This window comes from Pseudomonas sp. BW16M2, assembly GCF_014268865.1.
Lineage (GTDB): Bacteria > Pseudomonadota > Gammaproteobacteria > Pseudomonadales > Pseudomonadaceae > Aquipseudomonas > Aquipseudomonas peradeniyensis.
This window is the reverse complement of the sequence record NZ_JABWRI010000001.1, coordinates 609,874-631,428: the sequence shown is the minus strand read 5'-3', so window position 1 is coordinate 631,428 and position 21,555 is coordinate 609,874. Positions and strand designations below refer to the sequence as shown.

General features: G+C 64.9%; 21 protein-coding genes and 3 pseudogenes. 14 read left to right on the top strand and 10 right to left on the bottom strand.

The window, feature by feature from the left end:
* The first annotated feature begins 60 nt into the window (after window positions 1–60).
* Entirely contained in the window at window positions 61–549 is a 489-nt protein-coding gene (gene dadR / locus HU735_RS02890; protein WP_003258963.1) for a transcriptional regulator DadR, read from the top strand.
* Window positions 550–553: 4 nt separating this feature from the next.
* Here the strand turns inward: dadR and HU735_RS02885 are convergent, their stop codons facing one another.
* Window positions 554–907, bottom strand: a complete 354-nt coding sequence (locus tag HU735_RS02885; RefSeq protein WP_186712308.1) for a YkgJ family cysteine cluster protein — start codon at window positions 905–907, stop codon at window positions 554–556.
* A gap of 124 nt (window positions 908–1,031) precedes the next feature.
* Here HU735_RS02885 and HU735_RS02880 point away from each other — a divergent pair, with 124 nt between their 5' ends.
* Complete coding sequence (locus HU735_RS02880) at window positions 1,032–2,324, top strand: FAD-binding oxidoreductase (protein ID WP_186712307.1); 1,293 nt, start codon at window positions 1,032–1,034, stop codon at window positions 2,322–2,324.
* A gap of 96 nt (window positions 2,325–2,420) precedes the next feature.
* On the opposite strand, the gene HU735_RS02875 is transcribed toward HU735_RS02880, so the two are convergent.
* The gene (locus HU735_RS02875) at window positions 2,421–2,651 is read right to left on the bottom strand and encodes a DUF1127 domain-containing protein (RefSeq protein ID WP_186712306.1); all 231 of its coding nucleotides are present in this window, start codon (window positions 2,649–2,651) and stop codon (window positions 2,421–2,423) included.
* A gap of 177 nt (window positions 2,652–2,828) precedes the next feature.
* Here HU735_RS02875 and HU735_RS02870 point away from each other — a divergent pair, with 177 nt between their 5' ends.
* Complete coding sequence (locus HU735_RS02870; protein ID WP_050707517.1) at window positions 2,829–4,259, top strand: PLP-dependent aminotransferase family protein; 1,431 nt, start codon at window positions 2,829–2,831, stop codon at window positions 4,257–4,259.
* Between the two features lie 60 nt (window positions 4,260–4,319).
* Window positions 4,320–5,870: a phospholipase D family protein gene (locus HU735_RS02865; RefSeq protein ID WP_186712305.1), complete on the top strand. Its 1,551-nt coding sequence runs from the start codon at window positions 4,320–4,322 to the stop codon at window positions 5,868–5,870.
* Between the two features lie 69 nt (window positions 5,871–5,939).
* On the opposite strand, the gene HU735_RS02860 is transcribed toward HU735_RS02865, so the two are convergent.
* Complete coding sequence (locus tag HU735_RS02860) at window positions 5,940–7,079, bottom strand: MFS transporter (protein WP_186712304.1); 1,140 nt, start codon at window positions 7,077–7,079, stop codon at window positions 5,940–5,942.
* 102 nt (window positions 7,080–7,181) lie between these two features.
* Entirely contained in the window at window positions 7,182–8,675 is a 1,494-nt protein-coding gene (locus HU735_RS02855) for an aldehyde dehydrogenase (protein WP_050707520.1), read from the bottom strand.
* Window positions 8,676–8,871: 196 nt separating this feature from the next.
* Here HU735_RS02855 and HU735_RS02850 point away from each other — a divergent pair, with 196 nt between their 5' ends.
* Window positions 8,872–9,231, top strand: a complete 360-nt coding sequence (locus HU735_RS02850; RefSeq protein WP_050707521.1) for a cupin domain-containing protein — start codon at window positions 8,872–8,874, stop codon at window positions 9,229–9,231.
* A 95-nt stretch (window positions 9,232–9,326) separates the two neighbouring features.
* Here the strand turns inward: HU735_RS02850 and rpmG are convergent, their stop codons facing one another.
* Window positions 9,327–9,482, bottom strand: coding sequence for a 50S ribosomal protein L33 (gene rpmG / locus HU735_RS02845; RefSeq protein ID WP_003253507.1), 156 nt, complete (start codon window positions 9,480–9,482; stop codon window positions 9,327–9,329).
* A 10-nt stretch (window positions 9,483–9,492) separates the two neighbouring features.
* Window positions 9,493–9,729: a 50S ribosomal protein L28 gene (rpmB, locus tag HU735_RS02840; RefSeq protein WP_003258972.1), complete on the bottom strand. Its 237-nt coding sequence runs from the start codon at window positions 9,727–9,729 to the stop codon at window positions 9,493–9,495.
* A 371-nt stretch (window positions 9,730–10,100) separates the two neighbouring features.
* Here rpmB and HU735_RS02835 point away from each other — a divergent pair, with 371 nt between their 5' ends.
* Window positions 10,101–11,690 carry an ABC transporter substrate-binding protein gene (locus HU735_RS02835; RefSeq protein ID WP_186712303.1) on the top strand — a complete coding sequence of 530 codons (1,590 nt, stop codon included), beginning with the start codon at window positions 10,101–10,103 and terminating at the stop codon, window positions 11,688–11,690.
* A gap of 72 nt (window positions 11,691–11,762) precedes the next feature.
* On the opposite strand, the pseudogene radC reads toward HU735_RS02835, so the two are convergent.
* Window positions 11,763–12,448: pseudogene (gene radC / locus HU735_RS02830) on the bottom strand (DNA repair protein RadC).
* 127 nt (window positions 12,449–12,575) lie between these two features.
* Here radC and coaBC point away from each other — a divergent pair.
* The 5 genes and pseudogenes from coaBC (at window position 12,576) to HU735_RS26980 (ending at window position 17,037) form a co-directional block, all read left to right on the top strand.
* Window positions 12,576–13,787: a bifunctional phosphopantothenoylcysteine decarboxylase/phosphopantothenate--cysteine ligase CoaBC gene (gene coaBC, locus HU735_RS02825; protein ID WP_050707524.1), complete on the top strand. Its 1,212-nt coding sequence runs from the start codon at window positions 12,576–12,578 to the stop codon at window positions 13,785–13,787.
* 5 nt (window positions 13,788–13,792) lie between these two features.
* Window positions 13,793–14,248: a dUTP diphosphatase gene (gene dut, locus HU735_RS02820; protein WP_050707525.1), complete on the top strand. Its 456-nt coding sequence runs from the start codon at window positions 13,793–13,795 to the stop codon at window positions 14,246–14,248.
* A gap of 140 nt (window positions 14,249–14,388) precedes the next feature.
* A pseudogene (locus HU735_RS02815) lies at window positions 14,389–15,756 on the top strand (phosphomannomutase/phosphoglucomutase); the annotation flags it as partial.
* A 30-nt stretch (window positions 15,757–15,786) separates the two neighbouring features.
* Window positions 15,787–16,692: an acetylglutamate kinase gene (gene argB, locus HU735_RS02810; RefSeq protein ID WP_050707527.1), complete on the top strand. Its 906-nt coding sequence runs from the start codon at window positions 15,787–15,789 to the stop codon at window positions 16,690–16,692.
* Between the two features lie 134 nt (window positions 16,693–16,826).
* Window positions 16,827–17,037: pseudogene (locus HU735_RS26980) on the top strand (hypothetical protein).
* A gap of 55 nt (window positions 17,038–17,092) precedes the next feature.
* Here the strand turns inward: HU735_RS26980 and pyrE are convergent.
* Window positions 17,093–17,734 (bottom strand): orotate phosphoribosyltransferase, encoded by a 642-nt coding sequence (gene pyrE, locus HU735_RS02805; protein WP_011536401.1) that lies wholly within the window; start codon window positions 17,732–17,734, stop codon window positions 17,093–17,095.
* A gap of 80 nt (window positions 17,735–17,814) precedes the next feature.
* Between pyrE and HU735_RS02800 the strand changes: the two genes are divergently transcribed.
* Window positions 17,815–18,594 carry an exodeoxyribonuclease III gene (locus HU735_RS02800; RefSeq protein ID WP_028689942.1) on the top strand — a complete coding sequence of 260 codons (780 nt, stop codon included), beginning with the start codon at window positions 17,815–17,817 and terminating at the stop codon, window positions 18,592–18,594.
* Window positions 18,595–18,642: 48 nt separating this feature from the next.
* On the opposite strand, the gene HU735_RS02795 is transcribed toward HU735_RS02800, so the two are convergent.
* Window positions 18,643–19,011: a DUF4870 domain-containing protein gene (locus tag HU735_RS02795; RefSeq protein ID WP_186712301.1), complete on the bottom strand. Its 369-nt coding sequence runs from the start codon at window positions 19,009–19,011 to the stop codon at window positions 18,643–18,645.
* Window positions 19,012–19,035: 24 nt separating this feature from the next.
* Entirely contained in the window at window positions 19,036–19,758 is a 723-nt protein-coding gene (rph, locus tag HU735_RS02790; RefSeq protein ID WP_009681991.1) for a ribonuclease PH, read from the bottom strand.
* Window positions 19,759–19,982: 224 nt separating this feature from the next.
* On the opposite strand from rph, the gene HU735_RS02785 reads away from it, so the two are divergent.
* Window positions 19,983–20,846, top strand: coding sequence for a YicC/YloC family endoribonuclease (locus HU735_RS02785; RefSeq protein WP_186712300.1), 864 nt, complete (start codon window positions 19,983–19,985; stop codon window positions 20,844–20,846).
* A gap of 13 nt (window positions 20,847–20,859) precedes the next feature.
* Window positions 20,860–21,480 carry a guanylate kinase gene (gene gmk / locus HU735_RS02780; RefSeq protein ID WP_186712299.1) on the top strand — a complete coding sequence of 207 codons (621 nt, stop codon included), beginning with the start codon at window positions 20,860–20,862 and terminating at the stop codon, window positions 21,478–21,480.
* Window positions 21,481–21,555: the final 75 nt, after the last annotated feature.

The window sequence follows — 21,555 nt, the reverse complement described above, 5'->3', positions numbered from 1 at the left end:
AAGCAGCTATATTTGGCGAGAATTCTCGGCAAAATCGCCTTTCACGGAGGGGCATCCCCTATGAGAACCCAGCACCAGAGCAAACGTGAACTGGACAAGATCGACCGCAACATCCTGCGGATCCTGCAGAATGACGGGCGTATTTCCTTCACCGAACTGGGCGAGAAGGTCGGGCTGTCCACCACCCCTTGCACCGAGCGCGTGCGGCGCCTGGAGCGCGAGGGGATCATCATGGGCTACAACGCCCGGCTCAATCCGCAGCACCTGAAGGGCAGCCTGCTGGTGTTCGTCGAGATCAGCCTGGACTACAAGTCCGGCGACACCTTCGAGGAGTTCCGCCGCGCCGTGCTCAAGCTGCCCCATGTGCTGGAATGCCACCTGGTGTCGGGCGACTTCGACTACCTGGTGAAGGCGCGGATCTCGGAGATGGCCTCGTACCGCAAGCTGCTCGGCGACATCCTGCTCAAGCTGCCCCATGTACGCGAGTCGAAGAGCTACATCGTGATGGAAGAAGTGAAAGAGAGCCTGTGCCTGCCGATCCCGGACTGAGGCTTCAGACCAGCACCTGACGGGTCGTTGCGATGAACTGGTGGACCAGTTGCTCGGCCGCAGGCTCGATAGGCTGCGCCGGCCCTCGGCCACGGGGGCAGGCCAGGCGCGGGGTGGTGCCGAACAGACGGCAGATCATTGGGCGTTCTTCGTAGACCGTGCAGCCGTTCGGGCCCAGGTGCACACAGTCCAGGCGCTCCAGGGCGGCGTTCTGCTCGGCCTGGGTCTTGCGCGGCAGGCGGGCCATCTCCTCGGCGGACGTGGTGACCGGGCCGCAGCAGTCATGGCAGCCGGGCTCGCACTCGAACGAGGGAATGAGTTCGCGCAGGAAGTGGATCTTGTGGCGGTTGCAGGACATGACCGAAGACAGAGCGATGAATGTGGCGGGATTATAAGCCCAATCGCGGAGCGCCGATGCGACTTGCCCCGCGAGAGGCCAGCTGCCTATCCTCCCCCTTTCGTCTCAACCCAGGAATCGCCCCATGGTCCACAGCGCGCAGCACGCCGCCTCCTACTACGCCGCCAGCAGCGCGCCACACCCAGACCACCCATTCCTGCAAGGCGAGCACAGCGCCGACGTATGCATCGTCGGCGGCGGCTACTCGGGCCTGAACACTGCCATCGAACTGGCCGAGCGCGGTTTCTCGGTGATCCTCCTGGAAGCCCGCAAGCTCGGCTGGGGCGCCAGCGGCCGCAACGGCGGCCAGCTTATCCGTGGCGTCGGCCACGGCCTCGAGCAGTTTCTCCCGGTGATCGGTGAAGAAGGTGTTCGCAGCCTGAAGCTGATGGGCCTGGAGGCCGTGGAGATCGTCCGCGACCGCGTCGAGCGCAATGGCATCGACTGCGACCTGACCTGGGGCTACTGCGACCTGGCCAACAAGCCCGCCGAACTGGAAGGCTTCGCCGAGGACGCCGAGGAACTGCGCCGCCTGGGCTATCGCCACGAACTGCGCCTGGTGCAGCCTGGCGACATGCACTCGGTGGTGGGTTCCGACCGCTATGTCGGTGGCCTGGTCGACATGGGTTCGGGCCACCTGCACCCGCTCAACCTGGCACTCGGCGAAGCCGCCGTGGCCAGCCGCCTGGGCGTCGGCCTGTACGAGCAGTCTGAAGTGACCCGCATCGAGTATGGCCCCGAGGTGAAGGTACACACCGCCCAGGGCCGGGTGCGCGCCAAGACCCTGGTGCTGTGCTGCAACGCCTACCACAACGACCTCAACCGCGAACTGGGCGGCAAGGTGCTGCCCGCCGGCAGCTACATCATCGCCACCGAACCCCTGGGCGAAGAACGCGCCCGCCAACTGCTGCCGCAGAACATGGCGGTGTGCGACCAGCGCGTGGCGCTGGACTACTATCGCCTGTCCGCCGACCAGCGTCTGCTGTTCGGCGGCGCCTGCCACTACTCCGGACGCGACCCGCAGGACATCGCCGCCTACATGCGGCCAAAGATGCTCAAGGTATTCCCGCAACTGGCCGATGTGCGCATCGACTACCAATGGGGCGGCATGATCGGCATCGGCGCCAACCGCCTGCCACAGATCGGCCGCCTGGCCAGCCAGCCCAACGTCTATTACGCCCAGGCCTATTCCGGCCATGGGCTCAACGCCACCCACCTGGCCGGGCGTCTGCTCGGCGAGGCCATCAGCGGCCAGCAGGCTGGTCGTTTCGATCTGTTCGCCAAGGTGCCGCACACCACCTTCCCCGGCGGCAAGCTGCTGCGCTCGCCGCTGCTGGCACTGGGGATGCTCTGGTATCGGCTCAAGGAACTGGTCTGATACCAGTCTGAAGCAAGCCCTCTGTGGGAGCGGCCTTGTGTCGCGATAGGGCCGCAAAGCGGCCCCAGCGATTTCAACAGTAACCAGAAATCCGGCTCAATCCTTCCAGAAGGGTTTACGCCCTTCCTGTCGCGCCTGTTCCCAGGTCAGTCCGATATCGCGCAACTGCCGATCATCCAGTTGCAACAGCGCCCTTCGGGTCCGCCAGCGATGCAGCATCAGGCCCCAACGACTCAGGCCGGCCGGCGCATTGAAGACCTTGGGCCGCTGCCCGGCCTCGAGTTCACCAGGCAACAGTTGCAAGCGCACATCGCTCAAGCCACCCATCACTGCGTTCTCCCATCAGTTGATACCGTGGAGAAAGCATGCGCGCTCGTGCCCTCGACAATACAGACTCAACAGAGGCTTATTATTCCCATACAGAATTGGCGAGAAGTCAGTTGAATGAAGTATTTTCCAACAATCTGTATCGGTCATCGACCCGCAAACGCGTAGGAGTATGCCGTGACGCTCTACCTCAACCTCGCCGAACTGCTCGGCTCGCGTATCGAGCAAGGCCTCTACCGCCCCGGCCAGCGCCTGCCTTCGGTGCGCGCCCTGAGCGTCGAGCACGGTGTCAGCCTGAGCACCGTACAGCAGGCCTACCGCCTGCTGGAGGACAACGGCCTGGTATCGCCTCGGCCCAAGTCCGGCTATTTCGTCGCCGAGGATCGCCAGCTCCCCGCCCTGCCCGACATCAGTCGCCCCGCCCAGCGGCCTGTGGATATCTCCCAGTGGGAACAGGTGCTGGAGCTGGTCCGCGCCACCCCGCGCCCGGATGTGATCCAGCTCGGTCGCGGCATGCCCGACGTCGACAGCCCCACGCTCAAGCCACTGCTGCGCAGCCTGGCGCAGATCAGCCGGCGCATGGACATGCCCGGCCTGTACTACGACAACATCCACGGCAACGCCCAGCTGCGCGAGCAGATCGCCCGGCTGATGCTCGACTCCGGCTGCCGCCTGGGCCCGGCCGACCTGGTGGTGACCACCGGCTGCCACGAGGCGCTGTCGTGCAGCATTCGCGCGGTGTGCCAGCCCGGCGACATCGTCGCGGTCGATTCGCCCAGCTTCCACGGCGCCATGCAGACACTGAAGGGCCTGGGCATGAAAGCCCTGGAGATCCCCACCGACCCGATCACCGGCATCAGCCTGGAGGCCCTGGAGCTGGCCCTTGAACAGTGGCCGATCAAGCTCATCCAGATCACCCCCAGCTGCAACAACCCGATGGGCTACATCATGCCCGAGGCACGCAAGAAGGCCCTGCTGACCCTCGCCCAGCGCTACGACGTGGCGATCCTCGAGGACGATGTGTATGGCGATCTGGCGTACACCTACCCACGCCCGCGCACCATCAAGTCGTTCGACGACGATGGCCGCGTGCTGCTCTGCAGTTCGTTCTCCAAGACCCTGGCCCCGGGCCTGCGGGTCGGCTGGGTAGCCCCCGGGCGCTACCTGGAGCGGGTGCTGCACATGAAGTACATCAGCACCGGCAGCACCGCCTGCCAACCGCAGCTGGCGATTGCCGACTTCATCGCCGAAGGCCACTACCAGCCGCACCTGCGGCGCATGCGCAGCCAGTACCAGCGCGGCCGCGACCAGATGTGCGACTGGGTGACCCGCCACTTCCCGCCGGGCACCCGCGCCAGCCGCCCGCAAGGTGGCTTTATGCTGTGGGTTGAATTGCCGGAAAGTTTCGATACGCTGCGCCTGAACCGCGCTTTACTGGAGCAGGGCGTGCAGATTGCCGTGGGCAGCATCTTCTCGGCCTCGGGCAAGTACCGCAACTGCCTGCGCATGAACTTCGCCGCCCGGCCCACGGCGCAGATCGAAGCCGCCGTGCGCAAGGTCGGTGAAACCGCCCTTCGTCTACTGGAGGCCGAGCACGGCGACGGGTAACGTTGCGCCGCCTGCCGTTGTCCAACCCCATAAGCCCTTGCTGCACAGGACGATCCACCCTTGAGACTCCAGCGAGCCTTGCCTCTGCTGTTGGTGCTGCTGCTCGGCCTGACGGGCTGTGCCAGCGTCGGTACGCCCCGTGAAGTCAGCCAGGCCCTGCCGGCCGGCGATTCGGCGTTCGGCCGCTCGGTACAGCGCCAGGCCGTGCCCTACGAGGGGCGTTCGGGCTTTCGCCTGCTGCCCAACAGCAACGAGGCGTTCCGCGCCCGCGCCGAGCTGATCCGCAACGCCCGGACAAGCATCGACCTGCAGTACTACATCGTCCACGACGGCCTCAGTACCCGCGCCCTGGTCCACGAACTGCTGCGCGCCGCCGACCGCGGCGTACGCGTGCGCATCCTGCTCGACGACACCACCAGCGATGGCCTGGACAACCTGATGGGCACCCTCGCCGCCCACCCGAACATTCACATCCGCGTGTTCAACCCGCTGCACCTGGGGCGCAGCACCGGCGTCACCCGCGCCGTGGGGCGGCTGTTCAACCTGTCGCGCCAGCACCGGCGGATGCACAACAAGCTGTTCCTGGTGGACAACAGCATGGCCATCGTCGGCGGTCGCAACCTGGGCGACGAGTACTTCGATGCCGAGCCCAACCTCAACTTCACCGACATCGACCTGCTGGGCGTGGGCCCGGTAGCCGAGCAGCTCGGCCACAGTTTCGACCAGTACTGGAACAGCGCCCTGAGCCGCCCCATCGGCGATTTCCTCTGGCGCCAGCCCGATGCCGACGACCTGTTCGCCAGCCGCCAGCGCCTGGAGGTGTCGCTGGCCGAGGCGCGGGTCGAGCGCAAGGCGCTGTACGACCGCCTGATGGCCTACCAGTCGCAGCCGCGCCTGGACGTATGGCGCAACGAGCTGATCTGGGCCCACAGCCAAGCCTTGTGGGATGCCCCAAGCAAGGTGCTGGCGGACGACGAGCCGGATCCACGATTGCTGATGAGTCGGCAATTGGCCCCGGAGCTGAACGGTGTGCACAAGGAATTGATCCTGGTCTCGGCCTACTTCGTTCCGGGGGAACCGGGGCTGCTGTACCTGACCAGCCGCGCCGACGCCGGAACCTCGGTCAAGCTGCTGACCAACGCCCTCGAAGCCACCGACGTACCGGCCGTGCACGGTGGCTACGCGCCCTACCGCCGTGCCCTGCTCGAGCATGGCGTGCAACTGTACGAGCTGCGTCGCCAGCCCGGCGCCCCTCGGCCACGCCTGGGCTTGCATGGCAGCTCCGATTCGAGCCTGCACAGCAAGGCCATGGTGTTCGACCGGCGCAAGACCTTCATCGGTTCGTTCAACTTCGACCCGCGCTCGGTGCTGTGGAACACCGAGGTCGGGGTGCTGGTGGACAGCCCGGAGCTGGCCGAATACACCCGCGACCTGGCCGTGCAGGGCATGGCGCCGGCGCTGAGCTACGAGGTGAAGCTGGTGGACGGGAAACTGGTCTGGGCGACCGAGGACAACGGCCAGCGGCATGTGCTGGTGACCGAGCCCGGAGGGATATGGCGACGCTTCAATGCCTGGATCAGCAAGGCGGTCGGGCTGGAGAAGATGTTGTAGAACGCATCGCGGGGCAAGCCCGCTCCCACGCCGGTCGTGGGAGCGGGCTTGCCCCGCGATTGCTATCGGTCAGGCCGACGCCGGCTCGAAGGCATCCCGCCGCCGGGTCAGCAGCACCAACCCCGCCGCCCCCACCGCCATCAGCAACGGCAGCGCGTGCCCGCTGATCCACTGGCTCCCCGCCCCGGCCAGCAACGGCCCAAGCAGGCAACCGATGCCCCACAGCTGCGCCACATGGGCATTGGCGCGCACCAGTTCATCATCCCGGTAGCGCTCGCCGATCAGCACCAGCGACAGGGTGAACAAGCCACCCGCACTGGCACCGAACAACACCCACAGCGGCCAGATCACCGGTGTGTGCAACAGCAAGGGGATCGCCAGGCTGGAAACCAGCAAGGTCAGCGCGCAGCCACTGAACAGCGTGCGCCGCGACATGCGATCGGCCAGGGCACCAATCGGCAATTGCAGCACCGCATCGCCCACCACCACTGTGCTGACCATGAACAACGCCACCTCCGTGGTGAACCCTTGCTGCAGGCAGTACACCGGCAGCAACGTCAGGATCATCGCCTCGAACGCCGCGAACAGCGCAATGGCCCAGGCGATCACCGGCAGGCGTCGGCAGAAGCCGAACAGGTCGCTGAAGGTCACGCTGCACGCCTCTGTGGTCGGCGCCCCTCCCCGGCCCAGCAAAATCAAAGGCGCAACCAGCAGCAGGCCGGTCGCGGCCCAGAAACCGAAGTCGTCGTCCGAGCCGAGGAAGCCCAGCACCAGCGGCCCGGCCAGCTGGCTCAGGGCATAGCTGCTGCCATATAGCGCCACCAGCCGCCCGCGCCACTGCTCGACCACTAATTGGTTGATCCAGCTTTCGCCGAGGATGAACACCACGGTCAGCGACATGCCGATCATCAGGCGCAGCAGCAGCCACAAGGGGTAGCTGGGCAGCAGCGCCACCAGAGCAATGGATACCGCGCCGCCCCACAAGCACAGGCGCATGGCCGCAGGCACGCCGACCCAACCGGCCAGGCGGCTGGCTACCGCGGCCCCCACCAGCACGCCCAACGCCGGCATCGCCGCCATCACGCCGATGGCGAACCCGCCGTAGCCCCAGCCCTCCAGGCGCAAGGACACCAGCGGCATGCTCACGCCGAGCGCGAGCCCGACACTGAGCACCGACGCCAGCACGGCAAAGTAGGTTCCCCAACGCATAGTGGCCTCCGGGTAATGAATCTGGCAAAAAGCATCGCGGGGCAAGCCCGCTCCCACGACTGACGTGGGAGCGGGCTTGCCCCGCGAAAAGGCGCTACCTGATTACAGCTTGATCCAGGTCGCCTTCAGCTCGGTGTACTTCTCCAGGGCGTGCAGCGACTTGTCACGGCCGTTGCCAGACTGCTTGAAGCCGCCGAACGGCGCGGTCATGTCGCCGCCGTCGTACTGGTTGACCCAGACGCTGCCGGCGCGCACGGCGCGGGCAGTCTTGTGGGCCTTGGAGATGTCCGCGGTCCAGATGCCGGCGGCCAGGCCATACGGCGTGTCATTGGCGATGGCGATGGCTTCCTCGGCGGTGTCGAAGGTGATCACCGACAGCACCGGGCCGAAGATCTCTTCCTTGGCGATCTTCATGGCGTTGGTCACGCCGTCGAAGATGGTCGGCTCGACATAGGTGCCACCGGTCTCTTCGAGGATGCGCTTGCCACCGGCCAGCAGCTTGGCGCCGTCCTGGTGACCGGCGTCGATGTACGACAGCACGGTGTTCATCTGCTGGGTGTCGACCAGCGCGCCGACGGTGGTCGCCGGATCCAGCGGGTTGCCCGGCTTCCAGGCCTTGAGGGCCTCGACCACCATGGGCAGGAACTTGTCCTTGATCGAACGCTCGACCAGCAGGCGCGAACCCGCGGTGCAGACCTCGCCCTGGTTGAAGGCGATGGCGCTGGCGGCGGCCTCGGCGGCGGCCTGCAGGTCAGGGGCGTCGGCGAAGACGATGTTCGGGCTCTTGCCGCCGGCTTCCAGCCACACGCGCTTCATGTTCGACTCGCCCGCGTAGACCATCAGTTGCTTGGCGATCTTGGTGGAGCCGGTGAACACCAGGGTGTCGACGTCCATGTGCAGGGCCAGGGCCTTGCCCACGGTGTGGCCGTAGCCTGGCAGCACGTTCAGCACGCCCGCCGGGATACCGGCCTCGATGGCCAGCTGGGCGATGCGGATGGCGGTCAGCGGCGACTTTTCCGACGGTTTCAGGACGATGGAGTTACCGGTGGCCAGGGCCGGGCCCAGCTTCCAGCAGGCCATCAGCAGCGGGAAGTTCCACGGTACGATGGCACCGACCACGCCTACTGGCTCGCGGGTCACCAGGCCCAACTGATCGTGCGGGGTCGGGGCGACTTCGTCGTAGACTTTGTCGATGGCTTCGGCAGTCCAGTGGATGGCCTGGGCCGCGCCCGGAATGTCGATGGAGGAGGAGTCACCGATCGGCTTGCCCATGTCGAGGGTTTCGAGCAGGGCCAGTTCCTCGACGTGCTTGCGCAGCAGGTCGGCGAAGCGGATCAGCTTGGCCTTGCGCTTGGCCGGGGCCAGGCGCGACCAGACGCCGGATTCGAACACGGCGCGGGCGTTGTCGACGGCGCGGTTGGCGTCGGCCAGGTCGCAGCTGGCGACCTTGGCCAGGAAGCGTCCGTCCACCGGGCTCAGGCAGTCGAAGGTTTCACCGGATGCGGCATCGGTGTATTCGCCGTTGATGAAGGCGCGGCCTTCGATCTTCAGTTGCTGGGCACGCTGTTCCCAGTCCGCACGAGTCAGGGTGGTCATAGGAAACTCCTCTCTTGTTAAGGTGCAACGCCGCACTGAGGACTCACGGGCGCTGTCAGAAATTCTGGCCGGGCGACGAACGCACACCGGCATCCGACACCCTAAACCAGGGCGGACAAACTATCAATATATTTGACACGAATGGCCTAAACGCCTACTGATGTGCATTTTATTAAACAACAACAGGGTAATCACCATGAGCATCGCCAGTATCGTCGACTTTGCCCAGGTTCTCACCGAGGCCGAACGCTACCGCCCGGCGGCGGAGAAAATCCTCAAGGGCGAGCCTGACCAGGCTGTCTACAACCACTATTCCAGCCCTTGCGGCCAGTTCGCCGCCGGCGTCTGGGAGGGCGAGGTGGGCCAGTGGACGGTGAGCTATACCGAACACGAGTACTGCGAGATCGTCCAGGGCGTGTCGGTGCTGCGCGACCAGGAAGGCAACGCCAAGACCCTGCGTGCCGGTGATCGGTTCGTCATCCCGGCCGGCTTCAAGGGCACCTGGGAAGTGCTGGAGCCCTGCCGCAAGATCTATGTGCTGTTCGAGCAAAAGTAACCTTGTGGGAGCAGGCTAGCCCCGCGACTGCCGATTCGCAGACATAAAAAAAACCCGCCACCTTTCGGTAGCGGGTTTTTCAGGTCGCCGATCAATTACTTGATCTTGGCTTCCTTGTACACCACGTGCTTGCGGACGACCGGATCGTATTTCTTGATCTCGATCTTGTCCGGAGTGGTGCGCTTGTTCTTGTCGGTGGTGTAGAAGTGGCCGGTGCCGGCACTCGAAACCAGACGGATCAATTCACGCATGACGTTCTCCTTAGAACTTTTCGCCGCGAGCACGCAGCTCGGCCAGCACTACGTCGATACCACGCTTGTCAATGACGCGCATGCCTTTGGCGGATACGCGCAGACGCACGAAACGCTTCTCGGATTCAACCCAGAAACGGTGGTGCTGCAGGTTCGGCAGGAAACGACGACGGGTTTTGTTGTTTGCGTGGGAAATGTTGTTCCCGGTTACTGGACCCTTACCAGTAACTTGACAGACTCTCGACATGACTCAGCCCTCTAAAACCACATGCCCAACCCGGCATGGGTTGGCCGCTTAATCTCTCAGTCTTTGGCGCCAGGCGCCGTGATTCTGGAGGTCTTATCGACCGTATCCGCTGACGCGACAGGCCGAGCCCCTAGAAAAGAGCGCTGCTTTATACCAGAAAGACTCTGCCACAACAACAGAAGATGAGTATTCCGGTCGGGCCGAGCGCGCCCGGGCAGCATAACGACTGGGGCGGGAAGCTGTCGACCGCCCGTCGCCGAATTAATGCGAAAGGGTGTGGTCATTTGCCCATGTCCGCACTAGGGTAGGACATTTCCTGAATTTTCCAGACTGCACCGGCAGATGGGCCACCGACCAGCCAAGGAGTCACCATGCGTGCCGCCGCCCTATCCCTCCTGTTCACCACCCTGTGCGCCGCCGGCCTGGCCCAGGCCGCACCGCTATCGGTGTGCACCGAAGCCAGCCCGGAGGGCTTCGACGTGGTGCAGTACAACTCGCTGACCACCACCAATGCTTCGGCCGATGTGCTGATGAACCGCCTGGTCGAGTTCGACGCCGGCCTCGGCAAGGTGGTGCCGAGCCTGGCCGAAAGCTGGACGGTGTCGGCCGATGGCCTGATCTACGACTTCAAGCTGCGCCAGGGCGTGCAGTTCCACACCACGCCATACTTCAAGCCGAGCCGCGAGCTGGACGCCGACGACGTGCTGTTCAGCTTCCAGCGCATGCTCTACCCAGCCCACGCCTGGCACAAGACCGCCCCAGGGGGCTACCCGCACGCCCAGTCGCTGCAGCTGGGCAGCCTGATCAAGGCGATCGACGCACCCGACCCGCACACCGTGCGCTTCACCCTGACCCACGCCGACGCCACCTTCCTGGCCACCCTGAGCATGGGCTTCGCCTCGATCTACTCCGCCGAGTACGCCGACAAGCTGCTCAAGGCCGGCACCCCGGACAAGCTCAACAGCCAGCCGGTGGGTACCGGGCCGTTCGTCTTCCAGCGCTTCCAGAAGGACGCCGTGGTGCGCTACCGCGCCAACCCCGACTACTTCGCCGGCAAGCCGTCCGTCGACCCGCTGATCTACGCCATCACCCCGGACGCCAATGTGCGCCTGCAGAAGCTCAAGCGCGGCGAGTGCCAGGTGGCCCTGTCGCCCAAGCCACTGGACATCGCCGAAGCCGGCAAGGACGGCAACCTGAAGGTGGTGACCACGCCGGCGTTCATGACCGCCTTCGTTGCCATCAACAGCCAGCACCCGCCGCTGGACAAACCCGAGGTACGCCAGGCGATCAATCTGGCCTTCGACAAGGCCGCCTACCTAAAGGCGGTGTTCGAAGACACCGCCACCGCCGCCAACGGCCCCTATCCGCCGAACACCTGGAGCTACGCCAAGGACCTGCCCGGCTATGCCCTGGACCAGAAGAAGGCCAAGGCGCTGCTGGCCAAGGCCGGCCTGGCCAAGGGCTTCGAAACCACGATCTGGACCCGCCCGGCGGGCAGCCTGCTCAATCCCAACCCCAGCCTCGGTGCGCAGATGCTCCAGGCGGACCTGGCCAAGGTCGGCATCAAGGCCGAGATCCGCACCATCGAATGGGGCGAGCTGATCCGCCGCGCCAAGGCCGGCGAGCATGACCTGCTGTTCATGGGCTGGGCCGGCGACAACGGCGACCCGGACAACTTCCTCAGCCCGCAGTTTGCCTGCGCAGCGGTCAAGTCCGGGACCAACTTCGCGCGCTTCTGCGACAGCCGCCTGGACCAGTTGATCAATGCCGGGCGCACCACCAACGACCAGAGCGTGCGCAGCCGCCTGTACCAGCAGGCGCAGACGCTGATCCAGCAGCAGGCGCTGTGGCTGCCGCTGGCCCATCCGACGGCGGCGGCGCTGCTGCACAAAGGGGTCGAGGGTTATCAGGTGAGTCCGTTTGGGCGGCAGGATTTCAGCAAGGTCTCCGTCAGCCGTTGAGGCCGCATCGCGGGGCAAGCCCGCTCCCACGAATCGACAAGGGCTCGTGGGAGCGGGCTTGCCCCGCGATGACTAACCTGCCAACCACCCATGCTCGAGCATCGACAACGGCTCGCCATCGCCGACGATGACATGGTCCATCACCCGCACATCGATCAGCGCCAGCGAGCGTTTGAGCATCAGCGTCAGATGCACGTCATCCTGGCTCGGCTCGCAATTGCCCGACGGATGGTTATGACAGAGGATCAGTGCCGCCGCGTTGTGCAGCAGCGCCCGCCGTACCACTTCCCGCGGATAGATGCTCGCCCGATCGATCGTGCCGCGGAACAGGATCTCGAACGCCAACGGCCTGTGCTTAGTGTCCAGGAACAGACAACCGAAGACTTCGCTGGCCTCGTGCCGCAGCATCGCCTTCAGGTAACGCCGCACAGCCAGCGGGCTGTCCATGACCGACTCGCGCTCGATGGACATCGCCAGGTTCCGGCGCCCGATTTCCAATAAGGCCTGCAACTGGCTGTACCTGACAGGTCCCAGTCCCAGCTCGCCAAGAAACGCCTGCCGATCTGCTTCGAGCACCTGACGCAAGCTGCCGAACTTCATCAACAGCCCACGCGCCAGCTCCAATACGTTGCGCCCTTTCACCCCGGAACCGAGAAATACTGCCAGCTTTTTAGCTCAGCATCGGAAAGGCTTCCCGCCCCCCGCTGCAACAGCTTTTCCCTCGGCCGCTCCTCAGCCGGCCACTCCCTGATGTTCATTTCCCCTCCTCGCCTGCCACTACGGCCCATTTGGGCGCTGTGTTAATCTAGTTCGCTTCGAAAATGCGACGATCTGCCGCAGGCAGCTATCGTCGCCACCCGCTTTCACTGGAATAAGGCAAGGCCTATGCAGCGGTTGTATCGCAAGCGCATCGTTCTCGGCGTGGGTGGCGGCATCGCCGCCTACAAGAGCGCCGAGCTGATTCGCCGACTCCTGGAACACGGCGCGCAAGTGCGCGTGGTCATGACCCGTGGTGGCGCCGAGTTCATCACCCCGCTCACGCTGCAGGCGCTGTCCGGCCACCCGGTGCACATGGACCTGCTCGACCCCGCCGCCGAAGCAGCCATGGGCCATATCGAGCTGGCCAAATGGGCCGACCTGGTGCTGATCGCCCCGGCCACCGCCGACCTGATGGCGCGCATGGCCCAGGGCATGGCCGACGACCTGCTGACCACCCTGGTGCTGGCCACCGACGCCACCGTGGCCGTCGCCCCGGCGATGAACCAGGCCATGTGGCGCGACCCGGCCACCCAGGCCAACCTCGAGCTGCTCAAAAGTCGCGGCATCCAGGTGTTCGGCCCGGCCTCCGGCAGCCAGGCCTGTGGCGACGTCGGCCTGGGCCGCATGCTCGAGGCCACGGACCTGGCCTGGTGCGCCGCCGAGAGCTTCAAGCGCCAGGCCCTGACCGGCAAGCACGTGCTGATTACCGCCGGGCCGACCCAAGAGAACATCGACCCGGTGCGCTACATCACCAACCATAGTTCAGGGAAGATGGGCTTCGCCCTGGCCGAGGCCGCCGCCGAAGCCGGTGCTCGGGTGACCCTCGTCACCGGCCCCGTGCACCTGCAGACGCCCGACCGGGTCAGCCGCATCGACGTGGTCAGCGCGCGGGACATGCTCGCGGCCTGCGAGGCGGCCATGCCCTGCGACCTGTTCATCGCCTCGGCCGCAGTCGCGGACTACCGCCCGGAAGTCGTCGCCCCACAGAAGCTCAAGAAGGATCCCACCACAGGCGACGGCATGCTGCTGCAGATGGTGCGCAATCCCGATATCCTTGCGACCATTGCCGGCCGGCCTGATCGCCCGTTCAGCGTGGGCTTCGCCGCCGAGACCGAACACCTGCTCGACTACGCCACGCGCAAGCTCAAGGACAAGAACCTCGACCTGATCGTCGCCAATGATGTGGCCAACCCCAGCATCGGCTTCAACAGCGAGGAGAACGCCCTGACCGTGATCGACCGCCAGCAGCACCAGACCCTCTTCGCGCAGACCAGTAAGGGCAAGATCGCCCGCCAGCTGGTTGCCTTCATCGCCGAACGGCTCAACCAGGTTCAATAAGTTACATGCACGCTCTTCAAGCCAAGATCCTCGACCCACGCCTGGGCACCGAATTCCCCCTGCCGCAGTACGCCACTCCCGGTTCCGCCGGCCTGGACCTGCGCGCCCTGCTCAAGGAGGACACCGTCCTTGAGCCGGGCCAGACCCTGCTGATTCCCACCGGTCTGTCGGTGTACATCGGCGACCCGGGCCTGGCGGCCATGATCCTGCCGCGCTCGGGCTTGGGCCATAAGCACGGCATCGTGCTGGGCAACCTGGTCGGCCTGATCGACTCGGACTACCAGGGCGAGCTGATGGTCTCCTGCTGGAACCGCGGCAACACCCCGTTCACCATCACCGTCGGCGAGCGCATCGCCCAGTTGATCCTGGTGCCAGTGGTGCAGGCGCACTTCGACATCGTCGAGCAGTTCGACGAAACCCAGCGCGGTGCCGGCGGCTTCGGTCACTCCGGCACCCGCTGAGCCGACAGCAGACCGCTCGGGCCATGGATGGCGAACTCTCTGGCGAAACCGCCGTCCAAGCGTTCAGTTTGCGCTTGCCCAGAAGCCTTTGACTTATGGAGTCCCCAGAGATGAACGACATGGCCCAGCTGGTCCCCGCACTGCCCGACAGCATCTTCCGCGCCTATGACATCCGCGGCGTGGTCGGCAAGACCCTGCATGCCGAGACCGCCTACTGGATCGGTCGCGCCATCGGCGCCCAGACCCTCGCCCAGGGCGAGCCACAGATTTCGGTCGGCCGTGATGGCCGCCTGTCCGGCCCGATGCTGGTCGAGCAACTGATCAAGGGCCTGGCCGACGCCGGTTGCCAAGTCAGCGATGTCGGCCTGGTGCCGACCCCGGCGCTGTACTACGCGGCCAACGTGCTGGCCGGCAAGTCGGGGGTGATGCTCACCGGCAGCCACAACCCGTCGGACTACAACGGTTTCAAGATCGTCATCGCCGGTGACACCCTGGCCAACGAACAGATCCAGGCCCTGCTGACGCGCCTGAAGACCAACGACCTCACCCGCGGCGAAGGCCGTGTGGAAAAGGTCGAGATCCTCGACCGCTACTTCCAGCAAATCACCGCCGACGTCAAGCTGGCCAAGCGCCTGAAGGTGGTGGTCGACTGCGGCAACGGCGCCGCCGGCGTGGTCGCCCCGCAACTGATCGAGGCCCTGGGCTGCGACGTCATCCCGCTGTTCTGCGAGGTCGACGGCAACTTCCCCAACCACCACCCGGACCCGGGCAAGCCCGAGAACCTGGAAGACCTGATCGCCAAGGTGAAGGAGACCGGTGCCGACATCGGCCTGGCCTTCGACGGCGACGGCGACCGCGTCGGCGTGGTGACCAACACCGGCAGCATCGTCTACCCCGACCGCCTGCTGATGCTGTTCGCCCAGGACGTGCTGTCGCGCAACCCGGGCGCCGAGATCATCTTCGACGTCAAGTGCACCCGCCGCCTGACCCCGCTGATCGAGCAGCACGGTGGCCGTGCGCTGATGTGGAAGACCGGCCACTCGCTGATCAAGAAGAAGATGAAACAGACCGGCTCGCTGCTGGCCGGCGAGATGAGCGGACACATCTTCATCAAGGAACGCTGGTACGGTTTCGACGACGGCATCTACAGCGCCGCGCGCCTGCTGGAGATCCTCAGCAAGGCCGGGCAGGACGCCGAAAGCCTGTTCGCCGCATTCCCCAATGATATTTCCACGCCGGAAATCAACATTGATGTGACCGACGAGGGTAAATTCAGCATCATTGATGCACTGCAACGCGACGCCGACTGGGGCGAAGCCAACCTGACCACCATCGACGGTGTGCGGGTCGACTACCCCCACGGCTGGGGCCTGGTCCGCGCCTCCAACACCACGCCGGTGCTGGTGCTGCGCTTCGAGGCCGACAGCGCGGCAGAGCTCGACCGAATCAAGGCTGTATTCCGCACGCAGTTGCTGCGGGTCCAACCCGGCCTGCAACTGCCGTTCTGACGACTTTACGTTCCTTACCTGGAGCCCTGCATGACCCTCGATCGCGATGCCGCTTCCCATGTAGCCGAGGTTTTGTCCGAAGCACTGCCTTACATCCGCCGCTTCGTCGGCAAGACCCTGGTGATCAAGTACGGCGGCAACGCGATGGAGAGCGAGGAGCTCAAGACCGGCTTCGCCCGTGACATCGTGCTGATGAAGGCCGTGGGCATCAACCCGGTGGTGGTGCACGGTGGCGGGCCGCAGATCGGCGACCTGCTCAAGCGCCTGTCGATCGACAGCCACTTCATCGACGGCATGCGTGTCACCGACGCGGCGACCATGGACGTGGTGGAGATGGTCCTGGGCGGCCAGGTGAACAAGGACATCGTCAACCTGATCAACCGCCACGGTGGCAGCGCCATCGGCCTGACCGGCAAGGACGCGGAACTGATCCGCGCCAAGAAGCTGACCGTCACCCGCCAGACCCCGGAGATGACCACCCCGGAAATCATCGACATTGGCCATGTCGGCGAGGTCGTGAGCGTCAACACCGACCTGCTGAACATGCTGGTCAAGGGTGACTTCATTCCGGTGATCGCGCCGATCGGCGTGGGCGCCAACGGCGAGTCCTACAACATCAACGCCGACCTGGTGGCGGGCAAGGTGGCCGAGGCGCTGAAGGCCGAGAAGCTGATGCTGCTGACCAACATCGCCGGCCTGATGGACAAGCAGGGCGAGGTACTCACCGGGCTGACCACCGAGCAGGTCAACGAACTGATCGCTGACGGCACCATCTACGGCGGCATGCTGCCGAAGATCAAATGCGCGCTGGACGCAGTCCAGGGCGGCGTCAACAGCTCGCACATCATCGACGGTCGCGTGCCGAATGCCGTGCTGCTGGAGATCTTCACCGACAGCGGCGTGGGCACCCTGATCACCAACCGCAAGCAGCGCTGATGCACAAGCGCGCCTCGATCAGAGGCGCGCTTGCTTTCTGCCGGGAAATTTCCCACACCAAAGCGAGACCGTTACTACAACCGCCGCCCAAGAATCGCTACTAGCATGGAATCTCCCTACAAGGAGATTCATCCATGACGCAAAAAAACCTGGTCAAATATGGCAGCGACGTTTCCGCTGGCACCTATGCCTGCGCGGATTGCGGCCACAAGTATTCCAACCAGAGCAAGACCTCACTGCCCCCCCTGCCCCCACTTCAAGCCCATGACCCATCCGCTGCGCGGCTGGAAGATCCTCAGCGGTCAGGGCGACGCGGTGCACGACCCTTACCCTAACAGCCGCTGAAACGCGGACATGAAAAAGGCGACCATCAGGTCGCCTTTTTCATGCTGCCAACGTCTCAGATGCCGTACTGAGCGCGGTACGCCTCGACCGCCGGCAGGTGCTGCTTGAGCTGCGGATCGTCAGCCAGGAATTCCAGCACCTGGGTCAGCGAGACGATGCTGACCACCGGGATACCGAAGTCGCGCTCGACTTCCTGGATCGCCGACAGCTCGCCATTGCCGCGTTCTTCGCGGTTCAGCGCGATCAGCACGCCGGCGGCCTTGGCCTGCTGGGCATTGATGATCTGCATGACCTCGCGGATCGCGGTGCCGGCGGTGATCACGTCGTCGATGATCAGCACGTCACCGGCCAGCGGGGCGCCGACCAGGCTGCCGCCCTCGCCGTGATCCTTGGCCTCTTTGCGGTTGAAACACCACGGCACGTCGAGCTGGTGCTGTTCGGCCAGGGCCACGGCGGTGGCCGCCGCCAGGGGAATGCCCTTGTAGGCCGGGCCGAACAGCACGTCGAAGGGGATCTTGCTGTCGACGATGGCCGCCGCGTAGCAACGCCCCAGCTGGGCCAGCGCGGAACCTGTGTTGAACAGGCCGGCATTGAAGAAGTACGGGCTGGTACGCCCCGATTTCAGGGTGAACTCACCGAAGCGCAGAACGCCGCGATCGATGGCAAAACGGATGAAGTCGCGCTGATACGGCTGCATGAAAGGTCCCGGACACCACGGATTTAGCTAAATGTGTTGAGCTCGGGTATCATACACGCACGAGATTTTTGGGGCCATTTATGCGGATCATCAGTGTGAACGTAAATGGCATTCAGGCTGCGGCCGAGCGTGGATTGCTCAGCTGGCTGCAAGCCCAGAATGCCGACGTCATCTGCCTTCAGGATACCCGCGCCTCGGCCTTTGAACTCGACGACCCAGCTTTCCAGCTCGATGGCTATTTCCTTTACGCCTGCGACGCGGAGGTGCCCACCCAAGGTGGCGTGGCACTGTACTCGCGCATGCAGCCCAAGGCAGTCATCACCGGCCTGGGCTTCGAGACAGCCGACCGCTACGGGCGTTATCTGCAAGCAGATTTCGACAAAGTCAGTATTGCCAGCCTGCTGCTGCCTTCGGGCATGCACGGCGACGAAGACTTGAACCAGAAGTTCAAGTTGATGGACGACTTCGCCAAGTACCTGGACAAGCAGCGTCGCAAGCGTCGCGAATACATCTACTGCGGCTCGTTCTACGTGGCGCAGCAGAAGCTCGATATCAAGAACTGGCGCGACAGCCAGCAGTCGGTCGGCTTCCTGCCGCCGGAACGCGCCTGGATGGACGCCATCGTCGGCGATATGGGCTATGTCGACGCCCTGCGCGAAGTCAGCCGTGAAGGCGACCAGTACAGCTGGTGGCCAGACAACGAGCAGGCCGAGATGCTCAACCTGGGGTACCGGTTCGACTACCAGATCCTCACCCCAGGCCTGCGCCGCTTCGTGCGCAACGCCCGTCTGCCACGCCAGCCGCGTTTCTCCCAGCATGCGCCGCTGATCGTGGACTACGACTGGACGCTGACCATCTGAGGATGGCGCGCAGAAAAAAGCCGACCCATGGGGTCGGCTTTTTTGTGCCTATCTGATCGGTCGCCAGATCCAGGGATAGCGATACGGCTTCCCTTCGTTGGCCCTGACCGCCGCCAGGATGATCAGGATCAGCACCGCCACCATCAGCGCGGCGAACAGCACGATGCCGATGACCACGAACATCAGCAGGAAGCAGAAGAACCCGGCGAGGGTCACGCTGATCTGGAAGTTCAGCGCCTCCTTGCCCTGGGCATCGATGAACGGATCCTGCTCGCGCTTGAGGTGCCACAGCACCAGCGGGCCAAGCAGATGCCCAAGGGGCATCACCAGGCCCAGCAGCGCGGACAGGTGACAGAACATCGCCCACTGCCGGACCTCGGCGCTGGGCGGGGTGATCGGCAAGTCCACATCGCTCATGTTCAGCACCTTCCTGGCGTGTCGTCAGTCGGCCAGCGCGGCCTGCTGCAGTTCGAAGATCTCGGTCATGCCCTTCTGCGCCAGCGCCAGCATGGCGTTGAAGTCTTCAGGCTGGAACGGCGCGCCCTCGGCGGTGCCCTGCACTTCGATGAAGCCACCGGCGCTGGTCATGACCACGTTCAGGTCGGTCTCGGCGGCGGAGTCCTCGAGGTAGTCGAGGTCGAGCACGGCCTCGCCCTGATACATGCCCACCGACACTGCGGCGATCATGTGCTTGAGCGGGTTGCCGCCCTTGAGGCCACCACGCTTCTTGATCACCGCCAGGGCGTCGCACAGGGCGACCATGGCGCCGGTGATCGAGGCGGTGCGGGTGCCGCCGTCGGCCTGGATCACGTCGCAGTCGACGTACAGGGTGATGTCGCCGAGCTTGCTCATGTCCAGCGCGGCGCGCAGGGAGCGGCCGATCAGGCGCTGGATTTCGAGGGTGCGGCCACCTTGCTTGCCGCGGCTGGCCTCGCGCTGGTTACGCTCGCCGGTCGAACGCGGCAGCATGCCGTATTCGGCGGTGAGCCAGCCTTGGCCCTGACCTTTGAGGAAGCGGGGAACACCATTCTCGACGCTGACCGTGCAGATGACCTTGGTGTCACCGAACTCGACCAGTACCGATCCCTCGGCGTGCTTGGTGTAGTTGCGGGTAATGCGGATCGAGCGGAGCTGATCGGCGGCGCGACCACTTGGACGTTTCATCTGGGATACCTGTACCGGGACTTTGAATCTGCCGAGCATTATAGAGCCCGCCGCCCGCCGAAGGCACGCCTGTCGTCGTACCCGCGCAGCCTGTCGCCTTTTCCGACAGGCCAGAAGAGGGCCGGTAGCATGGGTGGATTGGGCGCCCGGGCCGCACTGCGCTACAATCCTGCGCCTTGCAGCCGACAGGCTCCCCGTTCACCTGAATACGCGAGGTACTCCCCATGGTGCATAGCATGACCGCTTTTGCTCGTGTCGAGCGCGCTGGCAGCCAAGGCACCCTGGTCTGGGAGCTGCGTTCGGTCAACCACCGCTATCTGGAACCCCACCTGCGCCTGCCCGAGGCGCTGCGTGACCTCGAAGGCGCGGTACGCGAGGGCCTGCGCCAGGGCCTGTCCCGCGGCAAGGTCGAGTGCACCCTGCGCCTGAGCGAGGACAACGCCGGCAAGCCGTTGCAGGTCGACCGCGAGCGCGCCGCGCAGCTGGTCGCCGCCGCCGAGACCGTCGCCGGCCTGATCAAGCAGCCGGCGCCGCTCAACCCGCTGGAAGTGCTGGCCTGGCCAGGCGTGCTGGTGGCCGACGCCAGCGATCCGCAGGCGCTCAACGCCGAAGCCATCGCCCTGTTCGACGAGGCGCTGGCCGAACTCAAGGCGGGCCGTGAGCGCGAAGGCGCCGAACTGGCCCGGCTGATCAACGAGCGCCTGGACAGCATGGCCGGCGAAGTCGCCACCCTGCGCACCCTGGTGCCGCAGATGCTGGCCGCGCAACGGCAGAAGGTCCTCGATCGCTTCGGCGACATGAAGGCCGAGCTCGATCCGCAGCGCCTGGAGCAGGAAATGGTCCTGCTGGCGCAGAAGAGCGACGTTGCCGAGGAGCTGGACCGCCTCAGCACCCACGTCACCGAGGTGCGCCGGGTGCTCAAGTCCGGCGGCGCCGCCGGCCGGCGCCTGGACTTCCTGATGCAGGAGCTCAACCGCGAAGCCAACACCCTCGGCTCCAAGGCCTTCGACCCGCGCAGCACGCAGGCGGCGGTCAACCTGAAGGTGCTGATCGAACAGATGCGTGAACAAGTACAGAATATCGAGTAAGGCCACCCCTACCATGAATCACAGCAGCGGCACCCTCTACATCGTTTCGGCCCCGTCCGGCGCCGGCAAGACCAGCCTGGTCACGGCCCTGATCAAGGACGACGCCAGCGTGCGCGTCTCGGTCTCCCACACCACCCGCGCCATGCGTCCGGGCGAGGAGCACGGGGTGAACTACCACTTCGTCGTTCACGAGGAATTCAAGGCATTGATCGCCCAAGGCGACTTCCTCGAGCACGCCGAAGTGTTCGGCAACTTCTACGGCACGTCGCGCAGCGCCCTGCAGGAAACCCTCGACCAGGGCTACGACCTGATCCTGGAAATCGACTGGCAAGGTGCCCAGCAGGTGCGCAAGCTGATGCCCGAGGCGCGCTCGATCTTCATCCTGCCGCCAAGCCAGGAGGCCCTGCGTCAGCGGTTGGATGGCCGTGGGCAGGACAGCGAGGAGATCATCGCCGGGCGTATGAAGGAAGCGGTCAGCGAGATGGTGCACTACGACGAGTATGAGTACGTCATCATCAATGACGACTTCGGCGTGGCGCTGGAGGAATTGAAGGCGGTGTTCGCCTCGAATCGCCTGTTGCTGAAGAAACAGCAGGCGCGGCATGGTGAGTTGCTCAAGCAGCTGATCGGATGAAGACCGCCGGGGCCTCTGCGAGGCCCTATCGCGACACAAGGCCGCTCCTACAGGTACGGTGCAGAGTCTGAAACT